The 15,696-nt window shown below is 40.4% G+C and carries 15 protein-coding genes and 1 riboswitch; of the genes, 13 read left to right on the forward strand and 2 right to left on the reverse strand.

All coding sequences use genetic code 11. The features are described from left to right. Positions 1-116 precede the first annotated feature (116 nt). Positions 117-680: a YhcN/YlaJ family sporulation lipoprotein gene (locus RCG22_RS21490; RefSeq protein WP_308104629.1), complete on the forward strand. Its 564-nt coding sequence runs from the start codon at positions 117-119 to the stop codon at positions 678-680. Between the two features lie 51 nt (positions 681-731). On the opposite strand, the gene RCG22_RS21495 is transcribed toward RCG22_RS21490, so the two are convergent. Both RCG22_RS21495 and rnhC read right to left on the reverse strand, forming a co-directional pair. Further along, on the reverse strand, positions 732-1,022 hold the full coding sequence (locus RCG22_RS21495) for a 4a-hydroxytetrahydrobiopterin dehydratase (protein ID WP_308104630.1): 291 nt from the start codon (positions 1,020-1,022) through the stop codon (positions 732-734). A gap of 58 nt (positions 1,023-1,080) precedes the next feature. Continuing rightward, entirely contained in the window at positions 1,081-2,025 is a 945-nt protein-coding gene (gene rnhC, locus RCG22_RS21500) for a ribonuclease HIII (RefSeq protein ID WP_308104631.1), read from the reverse strand. A gap of 108 nt (positions 2,026-2,133) precedes the next feature. Here rnhC and zapA point away from each other — a divergent pair, with 108 nt between their 5' ends. The 12 genes from zapA (at position 2,134) to uvrC (ending at position 15,358) form a co-directional block, all read left to right on the forward strand. Beyond that, positions 2,134-2,394, forward strand: coding sequence for a cell division protein ZapA (zapA, locus tag RCG22_RS21505; RefSeq protein ID WP_098259727.1), 261 nt, complete (start codon positions 2,134-2,136; stop codon positions 2,392-2,394). 6 nt (positions 2,395-2,400) lie between these two features. Then, complete coding sequence (locus RCG22_RS21510; RefSeq protein ID WP_308104632.1) at positions 2,401-2,955, forward strand: CvpA family protein; 555 nt, start codon at positions 2,401-2,403, stop codon at positions 2,953-2,955. A gap of 75 nt (positions 2,956-3,030) precedes the next feature. Continuing rightward, the gene (polX, locus tag RCG22_RS21515; protein WP_308104633.1) at positions 3,031-4,749 is read left to right on the forward strand and encodes a DNA polymerase/3'-5' exonuclease PolX; all 1,719 of its coding nucleotides are present in this window, start codon (positions 3,031-3,033) and stop codon (positions 4,747-4,749) included. 13 nt (positions 4,750-4,762) lie between these two features. Continuing rightward, positions 4,763-7,120: an endonuclease MutS2 gene (locus tag RCG22_RS21520; protein ID WP_308104634.1), complete on the forward strand. Its 2,358-nt coding sequence runs from the start codon at positions 4,763-4,765 to the stop codon at positions 7,118-7,120. Positions 7,121-7,139: 19 nt separating this feature from the next. After that, positions 7,140-7,547: a DUF350 domain-containing protein gene (locus RCG22_RS21525; RefSeq protein ID WP_308104635.1), complete on the forward strand. Its 408-nt coding sequence runs from the start codon at positions 7,140-7,142 to the stop codon at positions 7,545-7,547. A gap of 233 nt (positions 7,548-7,780) precedes the next feature. Next, positions 7,781-9,487: an AMP-binding protein gene (locus tag RCG22_RS21530; protein WP_308104636.1), complete on the forward strand. Its 1,707-nt coding sequence runs from the start codon at positions 7,781-7,783 to the stop codon at positions 9,485-9,487. Positions 9,488-9,685: 198 nt separating this feature from the next. Then, the gene (fadR, locus tag RCG22_RS21535; RefSeq protein ID WP_098259722.1) at positions 9,686-10,270 is read left to right on the forward strand and encodes a fatty acid metabolism transcriptional regulator FadR; all 585 of its coding nucleotides are present in this window, start codon (positions 9,686-9,688) and stop codon (positions 10,268-10,270) included. 24 nt (positions 10,271-10,294) lie between these two features. Next, positions 10,295-11,068: an enoyl-CoA hydratase gene (locus tag RCG22_RS21540; protein ID WP_308104637.1), complete on the forward strand. Its 774-nt coding sequence runs from the start codon at positions 10,295-10,297 to the stop codon at positions 11,066-11,068. A gap of 109 nt (positions 11,069-11,177) precedes the next feature. Further along, a complete protein-coding gene (locus tag RCG22_RS21545; RefSeq protein ID WP_308104638.1) occupies positions 11,178-11,951 on the forward strand; it encodes an electron transfer flavoprotein subunit beta/FixA family protein in 774 nt (257 codons plus the stop codon). A 40-nt stretch (positions 11,952-11,991) separates the two neighbouring features. Beyond that, positions 11,992-12,969 (forward strand): electron transfer flavoprotein subunit alpha/FixB family protein, encoded by a 978-nt coding sequence (locus RCG22_RS21550; RefSeq protein ID WP_308104639.1) that lies wholly within the window; start codon positions 11,992-11,994, stop codon positions 12,967-12,969. A 159-nt stretch (positions 12,970-13,128) separates the two neighbouring features. Continuing rightward, a complete protein-coding gene (trxA, locus tag RCG22_RS21555) occupies positions 13,129-13,443 on the forward strand; it encodes a thioredoxin (RefSeq protein WP_066258015.1) in 315 nt (104 codons plus the stop codon). 142 nt (positions 13,444-13,585) lie between these two features. Then, complete coding sequence (uvrC, locus tag RCG22_RS21560; RefSeq protein WP_308104640.1) at positions 13,586-15,358, forward strand: excinuclease ABC subunit UvrC; 1,773 nt, start codon at positions 13,586-13,588, stop codon at positions 15,356-15,358. Positions 15,359-15,428: 70 nt separating this feature from the next. After that, a riboswitch (Lysine riboswitch) is annotated at positions 15,429-15,606 on the forward strand. The last annotated feature ends 90 nt before the right edge of the window (positions 15,607-15,696 follow it).

Below are 15,696 nucleotides of genomic sequence, written 5' to 3' on the forward strand. Positions count from 1 at the left end.
TTTGCAATCGTGATCTTTAGTGCACTTCCACTTTCACTTCTTACATCTGTGCGATGGAATTCGAAATGCATACCTTTTTTGGGAAAGCGCACAATACCTAAAAAGGAGTGTGTTTGATGAGGGCAAAATTAATGATCTGTACTTTTATCGCACTGACAGGACTTGCTGGTTGTAATAATAATCAAAATGAAGGAACACAACCACAAATCGGAGAGAATTCTGGACAGGTCAATAACGCTGGAAATGGAATAAATACAACACAGGTTGGACAACGTTCCGATAATCCTTATAACCATAATTATAATGGTGATTATTCAGGGACTCAGCATACCTCTACTAGAAATGATATTCGCTCCGCACAACAAGTGGCCGCACGGGCCTCTGAAGCGGCTGAAAAAATACCAGGTGTTGACCGCGCAACATCAATTGTTCAAGGAATGGATATTGTCGTTGGTATTGATGCAAACACTCAAGGAAATCGTAATGCTGTAGAAAATAAAGTGAAACAAGTGATATCAAGAAATGAACAAGGCTATAATGTCTATGTCACCGCCGATGATGATATTCATAGGAAAATTCGGAACTTGTTCACTAATATGAATAACGTGAAGACAAGTAATGTTACCTCGGGAATTGGTGAAATTATCTATGACATTGGCCATACAAATGGTCACCGCTAAAATATAATAGAACACCTCCCAACATTGGCGGAGGTGTTCTGTTTTTTTCACTTAATATTTCTCGTAAATCAAATCGTATTTTTTTGCTAAAGCGATATCTAAATCGGTCAATCCGCCTGCATTCCAGGAGGTGAGTCTTAGTGTCACTAATTTATAGTCAATCGAAATGAAGGGATGATGGTTTTTTTCTTCCGAAAGCTGGGCAATCACATTCACGAACGCCACGCCCTGTAAAAATTCTCGGAAGCGGTACTTTTTTACGATAAATTTCCCGTCCAATTTCCAACCTGTTAATTCACGAACTGCTGTAAGTATTTCTGCTTCACTAAGTTTATTTGCCACCACTATCCCTCCATACACCGTTTATATATATTTATTCGCAACGACCGCAAAAAACATTTCAATTTCGTTTTTTATTAACTAATGCGATAGCTTTATCGGTATTAGCAAAGTGGAGCTTCACGAATGATGGAAGAATGTCGCGGCCTTTACTCATAATTAACTTTGCTGCCGCCACATCCACTTGTGCCCCGGCACCTTTTGGAATCTTAAAGCCAGCAGAATCGCTAAGTTTATCGATATATTGGATAAACGCGTAGCGGGCGAGAATACTTGCTGCAGCGACCGCTAAATGAATACCCTCCGCTTTCGTACTAAAATAAACATTCTCCTTGGCAATCGCTTTTTGGGATTTTAAGTGTTGATAATAGGTACTTGCTTGAACGAATTGGTCAATGAGAATTGCTTCCGGCTTCTCAGGGGAAATCTTGTCTAGTACATTTAAGATCGCTTGATTATGTAAAATCGCCTTCATTTTTCCTTGTGACATGCCTGACTGTTGAACTTGGTTATATTTTTCATTTTTTAACGTCATTAAACTGAAAGGAATAATATCTTTAATGACCTTCGCGATCGCAATGATTTTGTCATCATTCAAATCCTTCGAATCCCTGACCCCTAATTCTTTTAACAAAGGGATATTTTCCTTCCTCACGTAAGCAGCCACGACAGTGATCGGGCCGAAAAAGTCTCCTGTCCCAACTTCATCTGAACCAATCGCAGACATTAGACCGATGCCGTTTGGCAGGTTACCTTTCGCTTTTGAAGAAGAGGCCGGTTTGTTGGAGGTGGCACTTGTACTTGCTCTGCCCCATCTGTTTGCCTCCTTTTCACTATCGTTTCCTTGAAATAATACTTTGCCTGATTTATAGGCTGTAATCATACAGGCGGGCGTTTTCGCCGCAAATACACTGCCGGGAATATTTTTATCTAATATGTTTTTTTTGTAAAAGTTTCGCATTTCCATAATTTTATTCATTTCCAGATTCAATACAATATTACCCATACTACTAACACCACATTTCTAAATAAATATAAAATACGCTTTAACTTTTCCATAGATAACGGTTCATGTTATGATATAGTGTAGGATTCTTTGAATGGAGGCAGGACATTGTCGAATAATCAAAAAAATAGAACAACCGTAGATATATACGGTCAAGCATACGTTATTATGGGGTCGGAAAGTCCAAGTCACATACGGCATGTGGCCTCATTAGTTGACAATAAAATGCGCGAAATCAGTTCTAAGAATCCAATTCTAGACGCAAGCAAACTCGCCGTATTAACAGCCGTAAATGCAGTCAATGACTACCTGATAATAAAAGACCAATTAGAGCGGCTTCAATCAGAACTACTAAAAGAAAAGGACTAAGAAAACATGTTAGATTTAGCAATTATCATTTTTTTAATTATTGGTTTCTTTGTAGGCCTAAAAAGAGGCTTTATTCTGCAGCTTGTTCATTTAATAGGTTTTATTATTGCATATGTCGCAGCAAATTCATACTACGAACAGTTGGCACCTAAGCTAACCCTCTGGATCCCTTATCCAAATTTCGGAAATGTGACAAGCTTAAAATTGCTGACAGACAGCAGTAATATGGAGGCCGCTTTTTATCGTGCAATCGCCTTTGTGATCATCTTTTTTGCTGTAAAAGTGATCTTGCAAATTATTGGTTCGATGCTCGACTTTGTTGCCCATTTGCCTATACTTAAACAGTTGAATATTTTGGGTGGGGGACTGCTCGGTTTCATTGAAATTTACTTAGTTATTTTTATTTTATTATATGTTTCGGCCCTTTTGCCAATTGACTTTTTACAAAACGCTTTAGATCAATCGAGCATGGCAAACGCGATTGTGAATCACACTCCTATCCTTTCACAGCAGATAAAAAGCATGTGGATTGAATATACAACTGCTTTAACTTCTCTGTAGCAGAGAAGTTTTTCTGTTCATGCCTTAAAGTAGGATAAAATGAAAATGCTAAATAGTAGGTAGGTGGATAATGTAATGGAAATAAATAAAAAAGAAATCATTCGTTTGCTAGAAACGATTGCGATTTATATGGAGTTAAAAGGGGAAAATCCATTCAAGGTTTCTGCTTTTCGTAAAGCAGCTACTGCTTTGGAAGCAGACGAACGTATTGTAACAGAGATTGAGGACTTTACCGCGATCTCAGGAATTGGTAAAGGTACGGCCGCTGTCATGGATGAATACATAAAAGAAGGTTCTTCTTCGGTGTTAAAAGAGTTGAAGGAGGAAGTGCCAAAAGGACTCATTCCGTTACTGCAGCTCCCGGGACTTGGCGGCAAGAAAATTGCTAAGTTATACAAAGAGTTACATATAGAGGATGTTTCCAGTTTAAAGAAAGCCTGTGAAGCAGGACAGGTTCAAGCGCTCGCAGGTTTTGGCAAGAAGACAGAGGAGAAAATCCTTAGTGCCATTGCCAATGTCGGCTCTAGACCGGAACGATTGCCGTTAGCGTATATGCTTCCAATTGCTGAGCAGATGGAAGCAACTCTTCGAGATACACCGGATATTCATCAGTTTTCACGTGCGGGTAGTTTGCGCAGAATGAGAGAGACGATCAAAGACCTTGATTTTATCATCGCTACAACTCAACCTGAACAAGTGCGCGCGCATCTATTAGAGCTTCCAAATATAAAAGAAGTGATTGGTGCAGGCGATACAAAGGTTTCCTTAGTCTTTGAGTATGATTATGATATTTCTGTTGATTTCCGTCTAGTTAAACCAGAAGAGTTTATTACAACCTTGCACCATTTTACTGGATCGAAGGAACATAATGTCCGGATGCGGCAATTGGCGAAGGAACGCGGTGAAAAAATCAGTGAGTATGGCGTGGAAAATGTTGAGACAGGGGAAATTCTCACCTTCTCTTCGGAAGAAGAATTTTTCAAGCATTTCGACCTGCCTTTCATTCCTCCGGAAATTAGAGAAGACGGCAGGGAAGTGGAAACGTTCACTAAGGCAGAGGAATTAATTGAAATTCAAGATATTAAGGGCGATCTTCACATGCATTCCACTTGGAGCGATGGTGCTCATTCGATCGAACAGATGGCTGATGCTTGCCGGGCTAGAGGTTATCAATATATGGCGATTACGGACCATTCACAGTATCTAAAGGTGGCTAATGGTCTTACGCGTGAAAGACTGTTAAAACAAAGAGAAGAAATTAATAAATTAAATGCAAAGTATGATGATTTTCTTATTCTAGCGGGTGTGGAGATGGATATTCTTCCCGATGGCACACTGGACTATGACGACGAGTTTCTTGCTGACATGGATTTCGTGATTGCCTCTATACATTCTGCTTTTTCCCAGCCAAAGGAAAAAATTATGGAACGGCTAACAACAGCTTTGACGAATGCCCATGTCGATTTAATTGCGCATCCAACGGGCAGAAAAATCGGCCGCCGCGAAGGATATGATGTTGATATTGATTTACTTATCCAACTCGCCAAAGAAACCAATACGGCATTAGAATTAAATGCGAATCCTAACCGTCTGGACCTGGCATCTGAATATTTACGAAGAGCTCAGGATGCAGGGGTGAAAATTCTCATCAATACGGATGCTCATAAAATGGATACATTAAAGCATATGGAAATCGGTATTTCAGCAGCCAAAAAGGGCTGGATTAAAAAGTCATCTGTTATTAATGCTTTAGATAAAAATGACCTGCTAGAATTTTTGCATAATCGAGGATAGGGAGGTTATCTCCATGCAAGAAAAAGCTTTAAAGGTATTAGAATTCACGAAAGTAAAAGAGCAACTGTTAGAACATGCTGCCTCGTCACTTGGTAGGAAAAAAATAACTGAACTAGTGCCCTCAACTGATTTTGAAGAAGTAGTCAAACTTCAAGCAGAAACAGATGAGGCTGCAACGGTGTTTCGTGTGAAAGGGAATGTCCCAATCTCAGGTGTCCATGATATCCGCGCACACATCAAACGCTCTGTTATAGGTGGAGTGCTAAGTTCGCATGAACTCGTCCAAATTGCTAGTACCATCCATGCAAGCCGGCAAATGAAGCGGTTTATCGGTGATTTTGCTGATGAGAGAACAGAAATTCCAATTTTGTCTGAACAAGCAGGGCGGATTATTCCCTTAACAAATCTTGAGCAAGCAATCAAACAAGCCATTGATGAGGGCGGCGAGGTGCTAGACAGCGCAAGTGATCTGCTGCGTTCATTAAGGCATCAGCTTCGGTCCAATGAGTCACGGGTTCGTGAAAAACTAGAAAGTATGATTCGGTCATCCAATGCCAGCAAAATGCTTTCCGACGCGATTGTCACGATTCGTAATGACCGCTTTGTAATCCCTGTTAAACAAGAATATCGTGGTCACTACGGTGGAATCATTCATGACCAAAGCGCATCCGGACAAACCCTGTTTATCGAACCACAAGTGATTGTCCAATTAAACAATCAACTGCAGGATATTCGTGTCAAGGAACAACTGGAAATCGATAGAATTCTTTCCGAGCTATCCGCTGAAACAGCCGAGCACGAGAGCGAACTCAAAGTAATCGTGGAAGTTCTCGCTAATTTGGACTTTATTTTTGCTAAAGCAAGATATGGAAAACGAATCAAAGCATCGATGCCAATCATGAATAATGAGGGAAGAATTGCTTTATTTAAGGCAAGACATCCGCTCATTCCGATTGATGAAGTGGTTGCCAACGATATTATGCTGGGGCAAGACTTTACAACGATTGTGATTACAGGTCCGAATACGGGCGGTAAAACGGTTACCTTAAAAACACTTGGGTTGTGTACATTAATGGCCCAGGCAGGCTTGCAGGTTCCTGCCTATGATGGCTCGGAACTAGCCGTCTTTGATGCGGTGTATGCTGATATAGGCGATGAACAGTCGATTGAACAAAGTTTAAGTACCTTTTCATCCCATATGGTTAATATCGTTGAAATCTTAAATCGAGTTGATTTTAATAGCCTTGTATTATTTGACGAACTTGGTGCTGGAACCGATCCACAGGAAGGTGCCGCCTTAGCGATTTCTATTTTGGATGAGGTTCACAAGCGGGGGGCAAGGGTGATTGCTACAACCCACTACCCTGAATTAAAGGCCTACGGATATAACCGTGAAGGTGTATTGAATGCAAGTGTTGAGTTCAATGTGGAGACATTAAGCCCAACCTATAGATTGTTGTTAGGTGTACCGGGACGGAGTAATGCCTTTGAAATTTCCAAACGACTTGGCTTAAATGAGCGAGTCATTCAGGCCGCACGATCACATGTGAGTGAAGATACGAACCAAATCGATAAGATGATTGCCTCGTTAGAAGAAAGTAAACGGCTTGCCGAAAAAGAACAGGAAGAAGCCCGTGATTATTTAAAATCTGCGGAAAATCTTCATCAAGACTTGCAAAAACAACTAATGGAATTTTACGAGAAGAAGGATTCGATGCTTGAAAAAGCGGCCGAAAAGGCCGGGGAAATTGTTGAAGAGGCAAAAAGCGAGGCCGACAAGGTCATCCGTGACCTTCGCAAAATGCGAACAGAGAAGCATGCAGAAATTAAAGAGCATGAATTAATTGATGCCAAAAGGCGGTTAGAAGGGGCAGCTCCGGAAATCCCAAAATCAGCTGCGCTCGCGAACAAGAAAGTTAAAAAACATACGTTTACCCCTGGTGAAGAGGTGAAGGTCCTTACCTTCGATCAAAAGGGTACGTTGGTTGTAAAAGTTTCATCGAATGAATGGCAGGTTCAAATCGGAATTCTCAAAATGAAAGTGAAAGAAAAAGATCTCGAATATATGAGCACCCCAAAACAAGTCGAAACCAAACCGATGGCGATTGTAAAAGGCCGAGATTCTATTGTAAAAATGGAGTTAGACCTGCGTGGAGAAAGGTATGAAGATGCCCTTCTTAAGGTGGAAAAGTATATTGATGATGCCCTGCTGTCCAGTTATCCGCGGGTCTCGATTATCCATGGTAAAGGTACCGGTGTTTTAAGACAAGGCGTGCAGGAATACTTAAAAAACCATCGTCAAGTTAAAAAGATTCGCTTTGGGGAAGCCGGGGAAGGCGGATCAGGTGTAACCATCGTTGAGTTTAAATAATGTCCGAGGAGTTTTGACAATGGACCAGTTTTGGGAGAACGAATATATACAAATTGCTGCTTATTATAGCGTAGTGATTCTATGCTTGGTTGTCTTTTTAGCTATTTTTGAAATGGTGACCAAATATAAAAATTGGGAAGAAATAAAGAAAGGTAATATGGCAGTGGCGATGGCAACCGGAGGGAAAATTTTGGGTGTCGCTAATATCTTTCGCTATACGATTGAACAGAACAATTCGCTCCTGTCCATGGTTGGCTGGGGGATTTATGGCTTTTTCTTATTATTAGTTGGTTATTTTATCTTTGAATTTCTAACCCCAAAATTTAAAATTGACGAAGAAATCCAAAATGATAACCGTGCCGTTGGTTTTCTTTCGTTGGTTATTTCGATTGGCTTATCGATTGTCATTGGAGCGGGGATTACGTAAGGGGAGAAGAAAAAAGTGGAGACATTAGCTAAAGTACTACTTGGATTATGCGGCTTGTTTTTACTAATCGGCTTAATTTATATGTTGTTTTTTGCTTAAATAAAAATCATTGCTGAAGCCTTTCAGCGGTGATTTTTTTTGTAGTATCCTCAATTGTTTAATGTATAGTACTGTACTATAATAGAAGAGAAGTTTGAATTTTTATAATTATCCACATAGAAAAGGGGGATCTTATGTATGATTCAAAACCGTGGCAAGCACTGTATCCAAAAGAAATTCCTGTCACACTGGAATACTCCTCGGAGCCAGTACAGCAATACTTAGTGAATTCTGCCCATCAATATCCGGAAAAGGTTGCCATTCACTTTATGGGGAAAGAAATCACATACAAGAAACTCTACGAAGAAGTAATGAATTTTGCCGGTTATTTGCAAGGGACTCTAGGTATCTCAAAAGGTGACCGGGTCGCCATTATGCTTCCAAACACACCTCAGGCTGTAATTAGTTATTTTGCGATATTAATGGCAGGCGGTATTGTTGTTCAAACCAACCCGTTATATACGGAACGTGAACTTGAATACCAAATGAAAGATTCAGGCGCAAAGGCTATCATCACACTCGACATCCTCTACCCACGCGTATCAAAAGTGATGCCGCAAACAGACTTGCAGCATATGATTGTAACCGCTATCAAGAACTACTTGCCATTTCCTAAAAATCTAATTTATCCCTACATCCAGAAAAAACAATATGGAATTGTCGTGAATGTACAGCACAAAGGAAATACGCATTTACTTTCGGAAATTATAAAAATGAAGTCTCAAAAACTAAAGATTTATGATTTTAACCCGGCTGAAGATGTGGCGCTTCTTCAATATACCGGAGGAACCACGGGCTTTCCAAAAGGGGTTATGCTCACACATAAAAATTTAATAGCGAATACAAAGATGTGTCAGGCATGGCTGTACAAATGTAAACCAGGAAAAGAATCGGTTCTAGGGGTCATCCCGTTCTTTCATGTTTATGGCATGACAACCGTACTCATTTTGTCGGTGATGCAAGCTAACAAAATGATATTATTACCTAAATTCGATGTCGAGACAACATTGAAGACCATTCAAAAACAACGCCCGACACTGTTTCCCGGGGCGCCGACAATTTATATAGGAATATTAAATTATCCTGATTTAAAAAAATATGATTTATCGTCGATTCATTCTTGTATCAGCGGTTCAGCAGCACTGCCAATTGAAGTACAGGAGCAGTTTGAGGCAATATCGGGAGGGAAACTTGTTGAAGGGTATGGATTAACGGAAGCCTCGCCCGTTACACATGCGAACTTTCTATGGGATGTACCAAGGATGAAGGGCAGTATTGGTGTCCCCTGGCCTGATACAGAAGTAAAGATTGTATCGATGGAAACCGGAGAACCTGTCCCGGTAAAGGAAATTGGCGAATTTGCCATCAAAGGACCGCAAATCATGAAGGGATATTGGAATCGTCCAGAAGATACAAAGGAAGTATTACAGGATGGTTGGCTGTATACGGGAGACCTGGGCTATATGGATGAACAAGGATACTTTTATGTGGTAGACCGCAAGAAGGATATGATCATTGCAGGAGGTTACAATATTTATCCTAGAGAGATTGAGGAAGTATTATATGAACACCCAGATGTTCTCGAGGCGGTAGCAGCAGGAATACCGGATCCATATCGTGGGGAAACGGTAAAAGCCTATATTGTCTTAAAAGAAGGGTCATCCGTAACCGAAGAGGAAATGAACCACTTTTCAAGAAAATATCTTGCTGCCTATAAAGTTCCAAGAATATATGAATTTAGGAAAGAGCTGCCTAAAACGGCGATTGGAAAAATTTTAAGGAGGATGCTGGTGGAAGAAGAAAAACAAAAAATAGAAGAAGAAAATCAAAAACACGCATAAATTACGGATGATAGCGCCCTCTTTTTTTTGACAGATTAAGCCTGTCCCTTTGTTCGAAAGCAGAAGATGGTATATAGTATATCTTGACAGATATACAGTTAATCTCTATTATTAAAATATGAATGACTATTCATTCATATTTTTCTTTATAATTGGATTAACTAAAACGAACCTTTTCGCTCAGGAGGAGGGATATAGTTGAAGAAAAGTAAACCAAAATACATGCAAATTATTGATGCAGCAGTGGTTGTCATCGCTGAAAATGGATACCATCAAGCGCAGGTATCAAAGATTGCCAAACAGGCCGGCGTGGCGGATGGGACCATTTATCTTTATTTTAAAAACAAAGAAGATATCCTTATCTCTCTCTTTGAAGAAAAAATGGGAAGTTTTATTGAAAAAATAGATACAATGATAGCAGGAAAAGGGACGGCGGCGGAGAAGTTATTAAAGATGATAGAAGCTCATTTCAGTATGCTCTCAAAAGACCATCATATGGCCATCGTGACACAACTCGAGTTAAGGCAATCGAATAAGGAATTGCGACTTCGAATTAATGATGTTCTAAAAGGTTATCTACAGGTAATCGATAAGATAGTTATTGAAGGCATAGAAACAGGAGAGTTTTCCGTCGACCTCGATGTTCGTCTGGCCCGGCAAATGATATTCGGAACAATTGATGAAACCGTGACATCATGGGTAATGAACGAGGAAAAGTATGATCTGCTTGCACTGGCGTCCCCAGTCCATCGCCTTTTAATCAATGGCTGCGGTAGCCGGTAGATGTTACAATAGGGGGGAGTTAGTTTGGAATATTTAAAATGGTCGTATCAAAACCATATTGCGACGATTACAATTGCTCGTCCGCCGGCAAATGCCCTTTCTTCAGGTCTTTTAAGGGAATTGTCGGCAGTGCTTGATGAAATCGAACCAAACCGTGAAATTAGAGTAATCGTCATTCACGGAGAAGGGAGATTCTTCTCTGCAGGTGCTGACATTAAAGAATTTACAACCGTTTCTACTTCAGAAGGATTTTCAAACCTTGGAAAGTTTGGGCAAGATCTATTTGACCGGATGGAGAAATATCCGAAGCCGATTATTGCAGCAATTCATGGTGCGGCGCTCGGCGGTGGTCTTGAACTTGCGATGGCTTGTCACATTCGCTTAGTTAGTGAAAATGCCAAACTTGGACTTCCAGAGCTGCAACTCGGGTTAATTCCTGGATTTGCTGGTACTCAACGTCTGCCCAAATATGTGGGTGTTGCAAGAGCTGCTGAAATGCTGTTCACTTCTGAGCCAATTACAGGCGCGGAAGCTGTCCAATATGGGTTAGCTAATCATGCCTATTCAGAAGATGAGGTATTGGAACAGGCTTATAAGCTCGCAGGAAAAATCGCAAAGAAAAGTTCAGGTTCGATTAAAGCCGCCATCGAACTACTAAACTATGCAAAAACAGAAGAGTTCTATGAAGGTTCAAAAAAAGAATCAGAGCTATTTGGTAAGGTATTTGTCTCGAACGACGGCAAGGAAGGCATCCAAGCCTTTATTGAAAAAAGAGAACCACATTTTAAAGGGGAATAAGCTTTACTCTGCATTTTTTGCAGTGGAGGTTAAATAAAAAATTTTTTTCTTAAAAGTTTTCTCAATCTTTCAAACTGAGCGAATGCTCGGAAATATTAGGAGGGAAACCATGAAAATTTACGTATTAATGAAAAGAACCTTTGATACCGAAGAGAAAATTTCAATTCGCGGTGGAAAAATCAATGAGGATGGTGCCGAATTTATCATCAATCCTTATGATGAATATGCGATTGAAGAAGCTATTCAAGTCCGCGATGCTAAGGGTGGAGAAGTAACGGTCATTTCTGTTGGAAGTGAAGAATCTGAAAAGCAATTACGTACTGCACTTGCGATGGGTGCTGACAAAGCTGTCCTTATCAACACAGAAGACGATGTTGAGGACGGGGATCAATACACCACAGCAAAAATCCTTGCTGAATATTTAAAGGATAAAGATGCAGATTTGATCATTGGCGGAAATGTCGCGATTGATGGCGGAACAGGTCAAGTTGGACCACGTGTCGCTGAACTTTTGAACATTCCTTATGTAACAACCATTACGAAGCTAGAAATTGATGGAACAAATGTAACGGTTACGCGTGACGTTGAAGGCGATTCCGAAGTCATTGAAACAAGTCTTCCTCTATTAGTAACAGCACAGCAAGGTCTGAACGAACCTCGCTATCCTTCCTTACCTGGAATCATGAAAGCAAAGAAGAAGCCGCTTGAGGAATTAGAATTAGACGACCTTGATCTTGAAGAGGACGATGTGGAAGCAAAAACTAAAACAATTGAAATCTATTTGCCTCCTAAAAAAGAAGCAGGAAGAGTTTTAGCTGGCGATTTGAATGATCAAGTAAAGGAACTTGTTCATCTTCTTCATAGCGAAGCAAAAGTAATTTAATCGTTTTTTTTACAAAAATTGTTCTCAGGAGGTATATGGAATGTCAAGAAAAGTATTAGTATTAGGAGAAGTTCGTGACGGTTCATTACGTAATGTATCTTTCGAAGCAATTGCAGCAGCAAAAACGGTTGCTGAGGGCGGAGAAGTGGTTGGTGTTTTAGTTGGTGCTTCTGTAAGCGCTTTAGGGGCGGAATTAATCCAAAATGGTGCAGACCGCGTCGTGGCGGTTGAAGATGAAAAGTTAAATCTTTATACTTCAGATGGGTACGCACAAGCACTTTTAGCCGTGATTGACCAAGAAAAACCAGAAGGCTTAGTTTTAGGTCATACCTCACTGGGCAAAGACCTCTCACCTAGAATTGCTGGGAAATTAGCATCAGGTTTAATTTCCGATGCGACAGCCGTTGAAGTTGCGGGTGGGAATGTTGTGTTTACTAGACCAATTTACTCTGGGAAAGCATTTGAAAAGAAAATTGTGACCGAAGGCTTAATTTTTGCAACGGTCCGTCCAAATAATATTGCTCCATTGCAAAAAGATGAAAGCAGAACTGGAGAGGTTTCAAACCTTTCAGTTGAAATTAAAGACCTGCGTGCCATTATTAAAGAAGTAGTCAGAAAAGCAAGCGAAGGCGTTGACCTTAGTGAAGCGAAAGTTGTTATATCTGGAGGGCGCGGTGTGAAGAGTGCGGATGGATTTGAGCCGCTTAAAGAACTTGCCAATGTCCTTGGCGGAGCGGTAGGTGCTTCACGTGGTGCCTGTGATGCCGACTATTGCGATTACTCTTTACAAATTGGTCAGACTGGTAAGGTCGTCACACCAGATCTTTACATCGCCTGTGGTATTTCTGGAGCCATTCAACACTTAGCAGGAATGTCTAATTCCAAAGTAATTGTTGCTATCAATAAAGACCCAGAAGCTAACATCTTCAAAGTAGCCGATTACGGAATCGTCGGTGACTTGTTTGAAGTTGTTCCGTTACTAACGGAAGAGTTTAAAAAGCTCAAAGTACACTCATAATAATAAGGGCGAGCGGAAAGGACTCCGCTCGCTTTATTTTTATGGATACTTAGGGGCCTAACGGGGAAAAATGATCGATGAAGCAATTTAATAGCTTGATTATTCAAACGATGTTATACTTTCGGTAGGAATTCAGTAATCATTAGGAGGGCAATATAAATGGCAATTTCACACTTAACAGATCAAAACTTTTCGGCTGAAACAGGTTCAGGCCTTGTACTTGTAGATTTCTGGGCACCATGGTGCGGACCTTGTAAAATGATCGCTCCAGTTCTTGAAGAACTAGATTCAGAAATGGGCGATAAAGTAAAAATTACTAAATTAGATGTGGATGATAACCCGCAAACTGCTGCTAATTTCGGAGTTATGAGTATTCCAACATTATTAGTAATGAAAAATGGCGAAGTCGTTGATAAAGTTGTCGGCTTCCAACCAAAAGATGCATTAGCAAGTGTTTTAGAAAAACACGTGTAAGCATAACGAAAAAACCTTAGCTTGGGAAACCACCCAACTAAGGTTTTTTATTTTTTTCCAAGAGACTCCCTCTTTCATTTATGCGCAGTTTCCTTTAAAATTTTATAAGATAAACAATAATGACGGGAGTGGAGTGGCCGGAATGAATGAAATAATTAAGCAAAAACTGACGCTGCTGCCGGACCAGCCTGGCTGCTACTTAATGAAAGACCGTCAGGGAACGATTATTTATGTGGGGAAGGCCAAAGTATTAAAGAATCGTGTCCGGTCCTATTTTACGGGGTCGCACGATGGGAAGACGTTACGACTGGTCAATGAAATTGAGGACTTTGAATATATCGTAACCTCCTCGAATATTGAAGCACTCTTACTCGAACTAAATCTAATTAAAAAGTACGATCCAAAGTACAATATCATGTTGAAGGATGATAAAACCTATCCGTTTATTAAGCTGACGGCTGAAAAGCATCCGAAACTCATCATTACGAGAAAAGTAAAAAAGGATAAGGGAAAATACTTTGGTCCGTACCCCAATGTGACCGCGGCCAATGAAACCAAAAAGCTGCTTGACCGGATTTATCCGCTCCGTAAATGCTCAACCCTGCCGGATCGTGTCTGTTTGTACTACCATTTAGGGCAGTGCCTGGCACCATGTGTAAATGAAATTCACGAAGAACAGTATAAACAAATAACAGATGAAATTACCCGCTTTTTAAATGGCGGTTATAAGGAAATAAAAAAGGAGCTTCAGGCAAAAATGTCGGCTGCCTCTGAAGAATTGGACTTCGAACGAGCGAAAGAGTTCCGCGATAAAATCATTCATATCGAAACCATCATGGAAAAGCAGAAAATTACGATGACCGATTTTACGGATCGTGATGTGTTTGGTTATGCTGTTGATAAGGGCTGGATGTGTGTACAAGTCTTTTTTGTCCGCCAAGGAAAACTAATCGAGCGAGATGTTTCGATGTTCCCTATCTATAACGAGCCGGAGGAGGAAATCTTAACGTTCCTCGGGCAATTTTATACGAAAGCCAACCACTTTAAGCCGAAGGAAATTCTCATTCAGGATGAAGTCGACTTGAGTTTGGCAGAACAACTTTTAGAAGTTAAGGTGCTCCAGCCGCAACGGGGACAAAAAAAGGATATCGTTCAATTAGCAATTAAAAATGCAAAAATAGCTTTAAATGAAAAGTTTTCTTTAATTGAGAAGGATGAGGATCGAACGATTAAGGCTGTCGAGAACCTAGGCGAATTACTTGGAATTTATACCCCGCACCGGATTGAATCCTTTGATAATTCTAATATCCAAGGGACTGACCCTGTATCAGCGATGGTGGTTTTCATTGATGGCAAGGCGAATCATCGGGAATACCGTAAATACAAAATCAAAACCGTTCAAGGGCCGGATGATTATGAATCGATGCGGGAAGTAACGAGGAGAAGATATTCACGTGCCTTAAAAGAAGAGCTCCCCCTTCCTGATTTAATCATCATCGATGGCGGAAAAGGCCATGTTGAAGCAGTCAGAGATGTTTTGGAAAATGAATTAGGCTTAGATATCCCGCTGTCGGGACTTGTGAAGGACGAGAAACACCGTACCTCACAATTGCTATATGGCAATCCATTAGGAATTGTTCCACTAGGCCGTAACAGTCAAGAGTTTTATTTACTGCAAAGAATTCAAGATGAAGTCCATCGCTTTGCGATTACCTTTCATCGCCAGCTTCGTGGAAAAACGGCTTTTCAATCCTTGCTCGATGATATACCTGGAATCGGTGAAAAACGGAAAAAGTTATTACTCAAGCAGTTTGGCTCTGTGAAAAAAATGAAAGAGGCTAGTATGGAGGAATTCACAAAAATCGGAATTCCAATCAATGTTGCCGAAGAATTGATCAAAAAACTTCAATCCTAGTGATTGTCAGAAAAAAAAGGACATGCTATAATAAGTGAAAATTTAATTTACTATCACTTTTACGTATTAAAGTGAAGGTAGAGGTGCGAGCTTCAAGAGTAATGGTTCTGAGAAGGATGAGCTTCTGAGAAGAATCATGAAAGGGGATGTTCGCCGAAGTAGGGAAGGTCTCATAACTTTCTTTGCTGGTCCCGTATTGAATAAATGCTGGATTGTCAAGACTAATGTCTTGGAGAGCTATCTTACATTGTAGGTGCGAGAATTTTTTTTTCGTTTTCTTAAGCAATGAGATGCCCTCTCATTGCTTTTTTTATTTGAAAAGCGGAAGCTTCAAACAA

The sequence above is a fragment of the Neobacillus nitrireducens genome, assembly GCF_030915405.1.
Taxonomy (GTDB): domain Bacteria; phylum Bacillota; class Bacilli; order Bacillales; family Cytobacillaceae; genus Neobacillus.

Bases quoted from the DNA above. Each gene is read 5' to 3' on its own strand.
- RCG22_RS21525 (WP_308104635.1), top strand. From the start codon at position 7,140: ATGGACCAGTTTTGGGAGAACGAATATATACAAATTGCTGCTTATTAT.
- trxA (WP_066258015.1), top strand. From the start codon at position 13,129: ATGGCAATTTCACACTTAACAGATCAAAACTTTTCGGCTGAAACAGGT.
- RCG22_RS21530 (WP_308104636.1), top strand. From the start codon at position 7,781: ATGTATGATTCAAAACCGTGGCAAGCACTGTATCCAAAAGAAATTCCT.
- RCG22_RS21490 (WP_308104629.1), top strand. From the start codon at position 117: ATGAGGGCAAAATTAATGATCTGTACTTTTATCGCACTGACAGGACTT.
- rnhC (WP_308104631.1), bottom strand. From the start codon at position 2,025: ATGGGTAATATTGTATTGAATCTGGAAATGAATAAAATTATGGAAATG.
- RCG22_RS21510 (WP_308104632.1), top strand. From the start codon at position 2,401: ATGTTAGATTTAGCAATTATCATTTTTTTAATTATTGGTTTCTTTGTA.
- RCG22_RS21550 (WP_308104639.1), top strand. From the start codon at position 11,992: ATGTCAAGAAAAGTATTAGTATTAGGAGAAGTTCGTGACGGTTCATTA.
- polX (WP_308104633.1), top strand. From the start codon at position 3,031: ATGGAAATAAATAAAAAAGAAATCATTCGTTTGCTAGAAACGATTGCG.
- RCG22_RS21520 (WP_308104634.1), top strand. From the start codon at position 4,763: ATGCAAGAAAAAGCTTTAAAGGTATTAGAATTCACGAAAGTAAAAGAG.
- RCG22_RS21545 (WP_308104638.1), top strand. From the start codon at position 11,178: ATGAAAATTTACGTATTAATGAAAAGAACCTTTGATACCGAAGAGAAA.
- uvrC (WP_308104640.1), top strand. From the start codon at position 13,586: ATGAATGAAATAATTAAGCAAAAACTGACGCTGCTGCCGGACCAGCCT.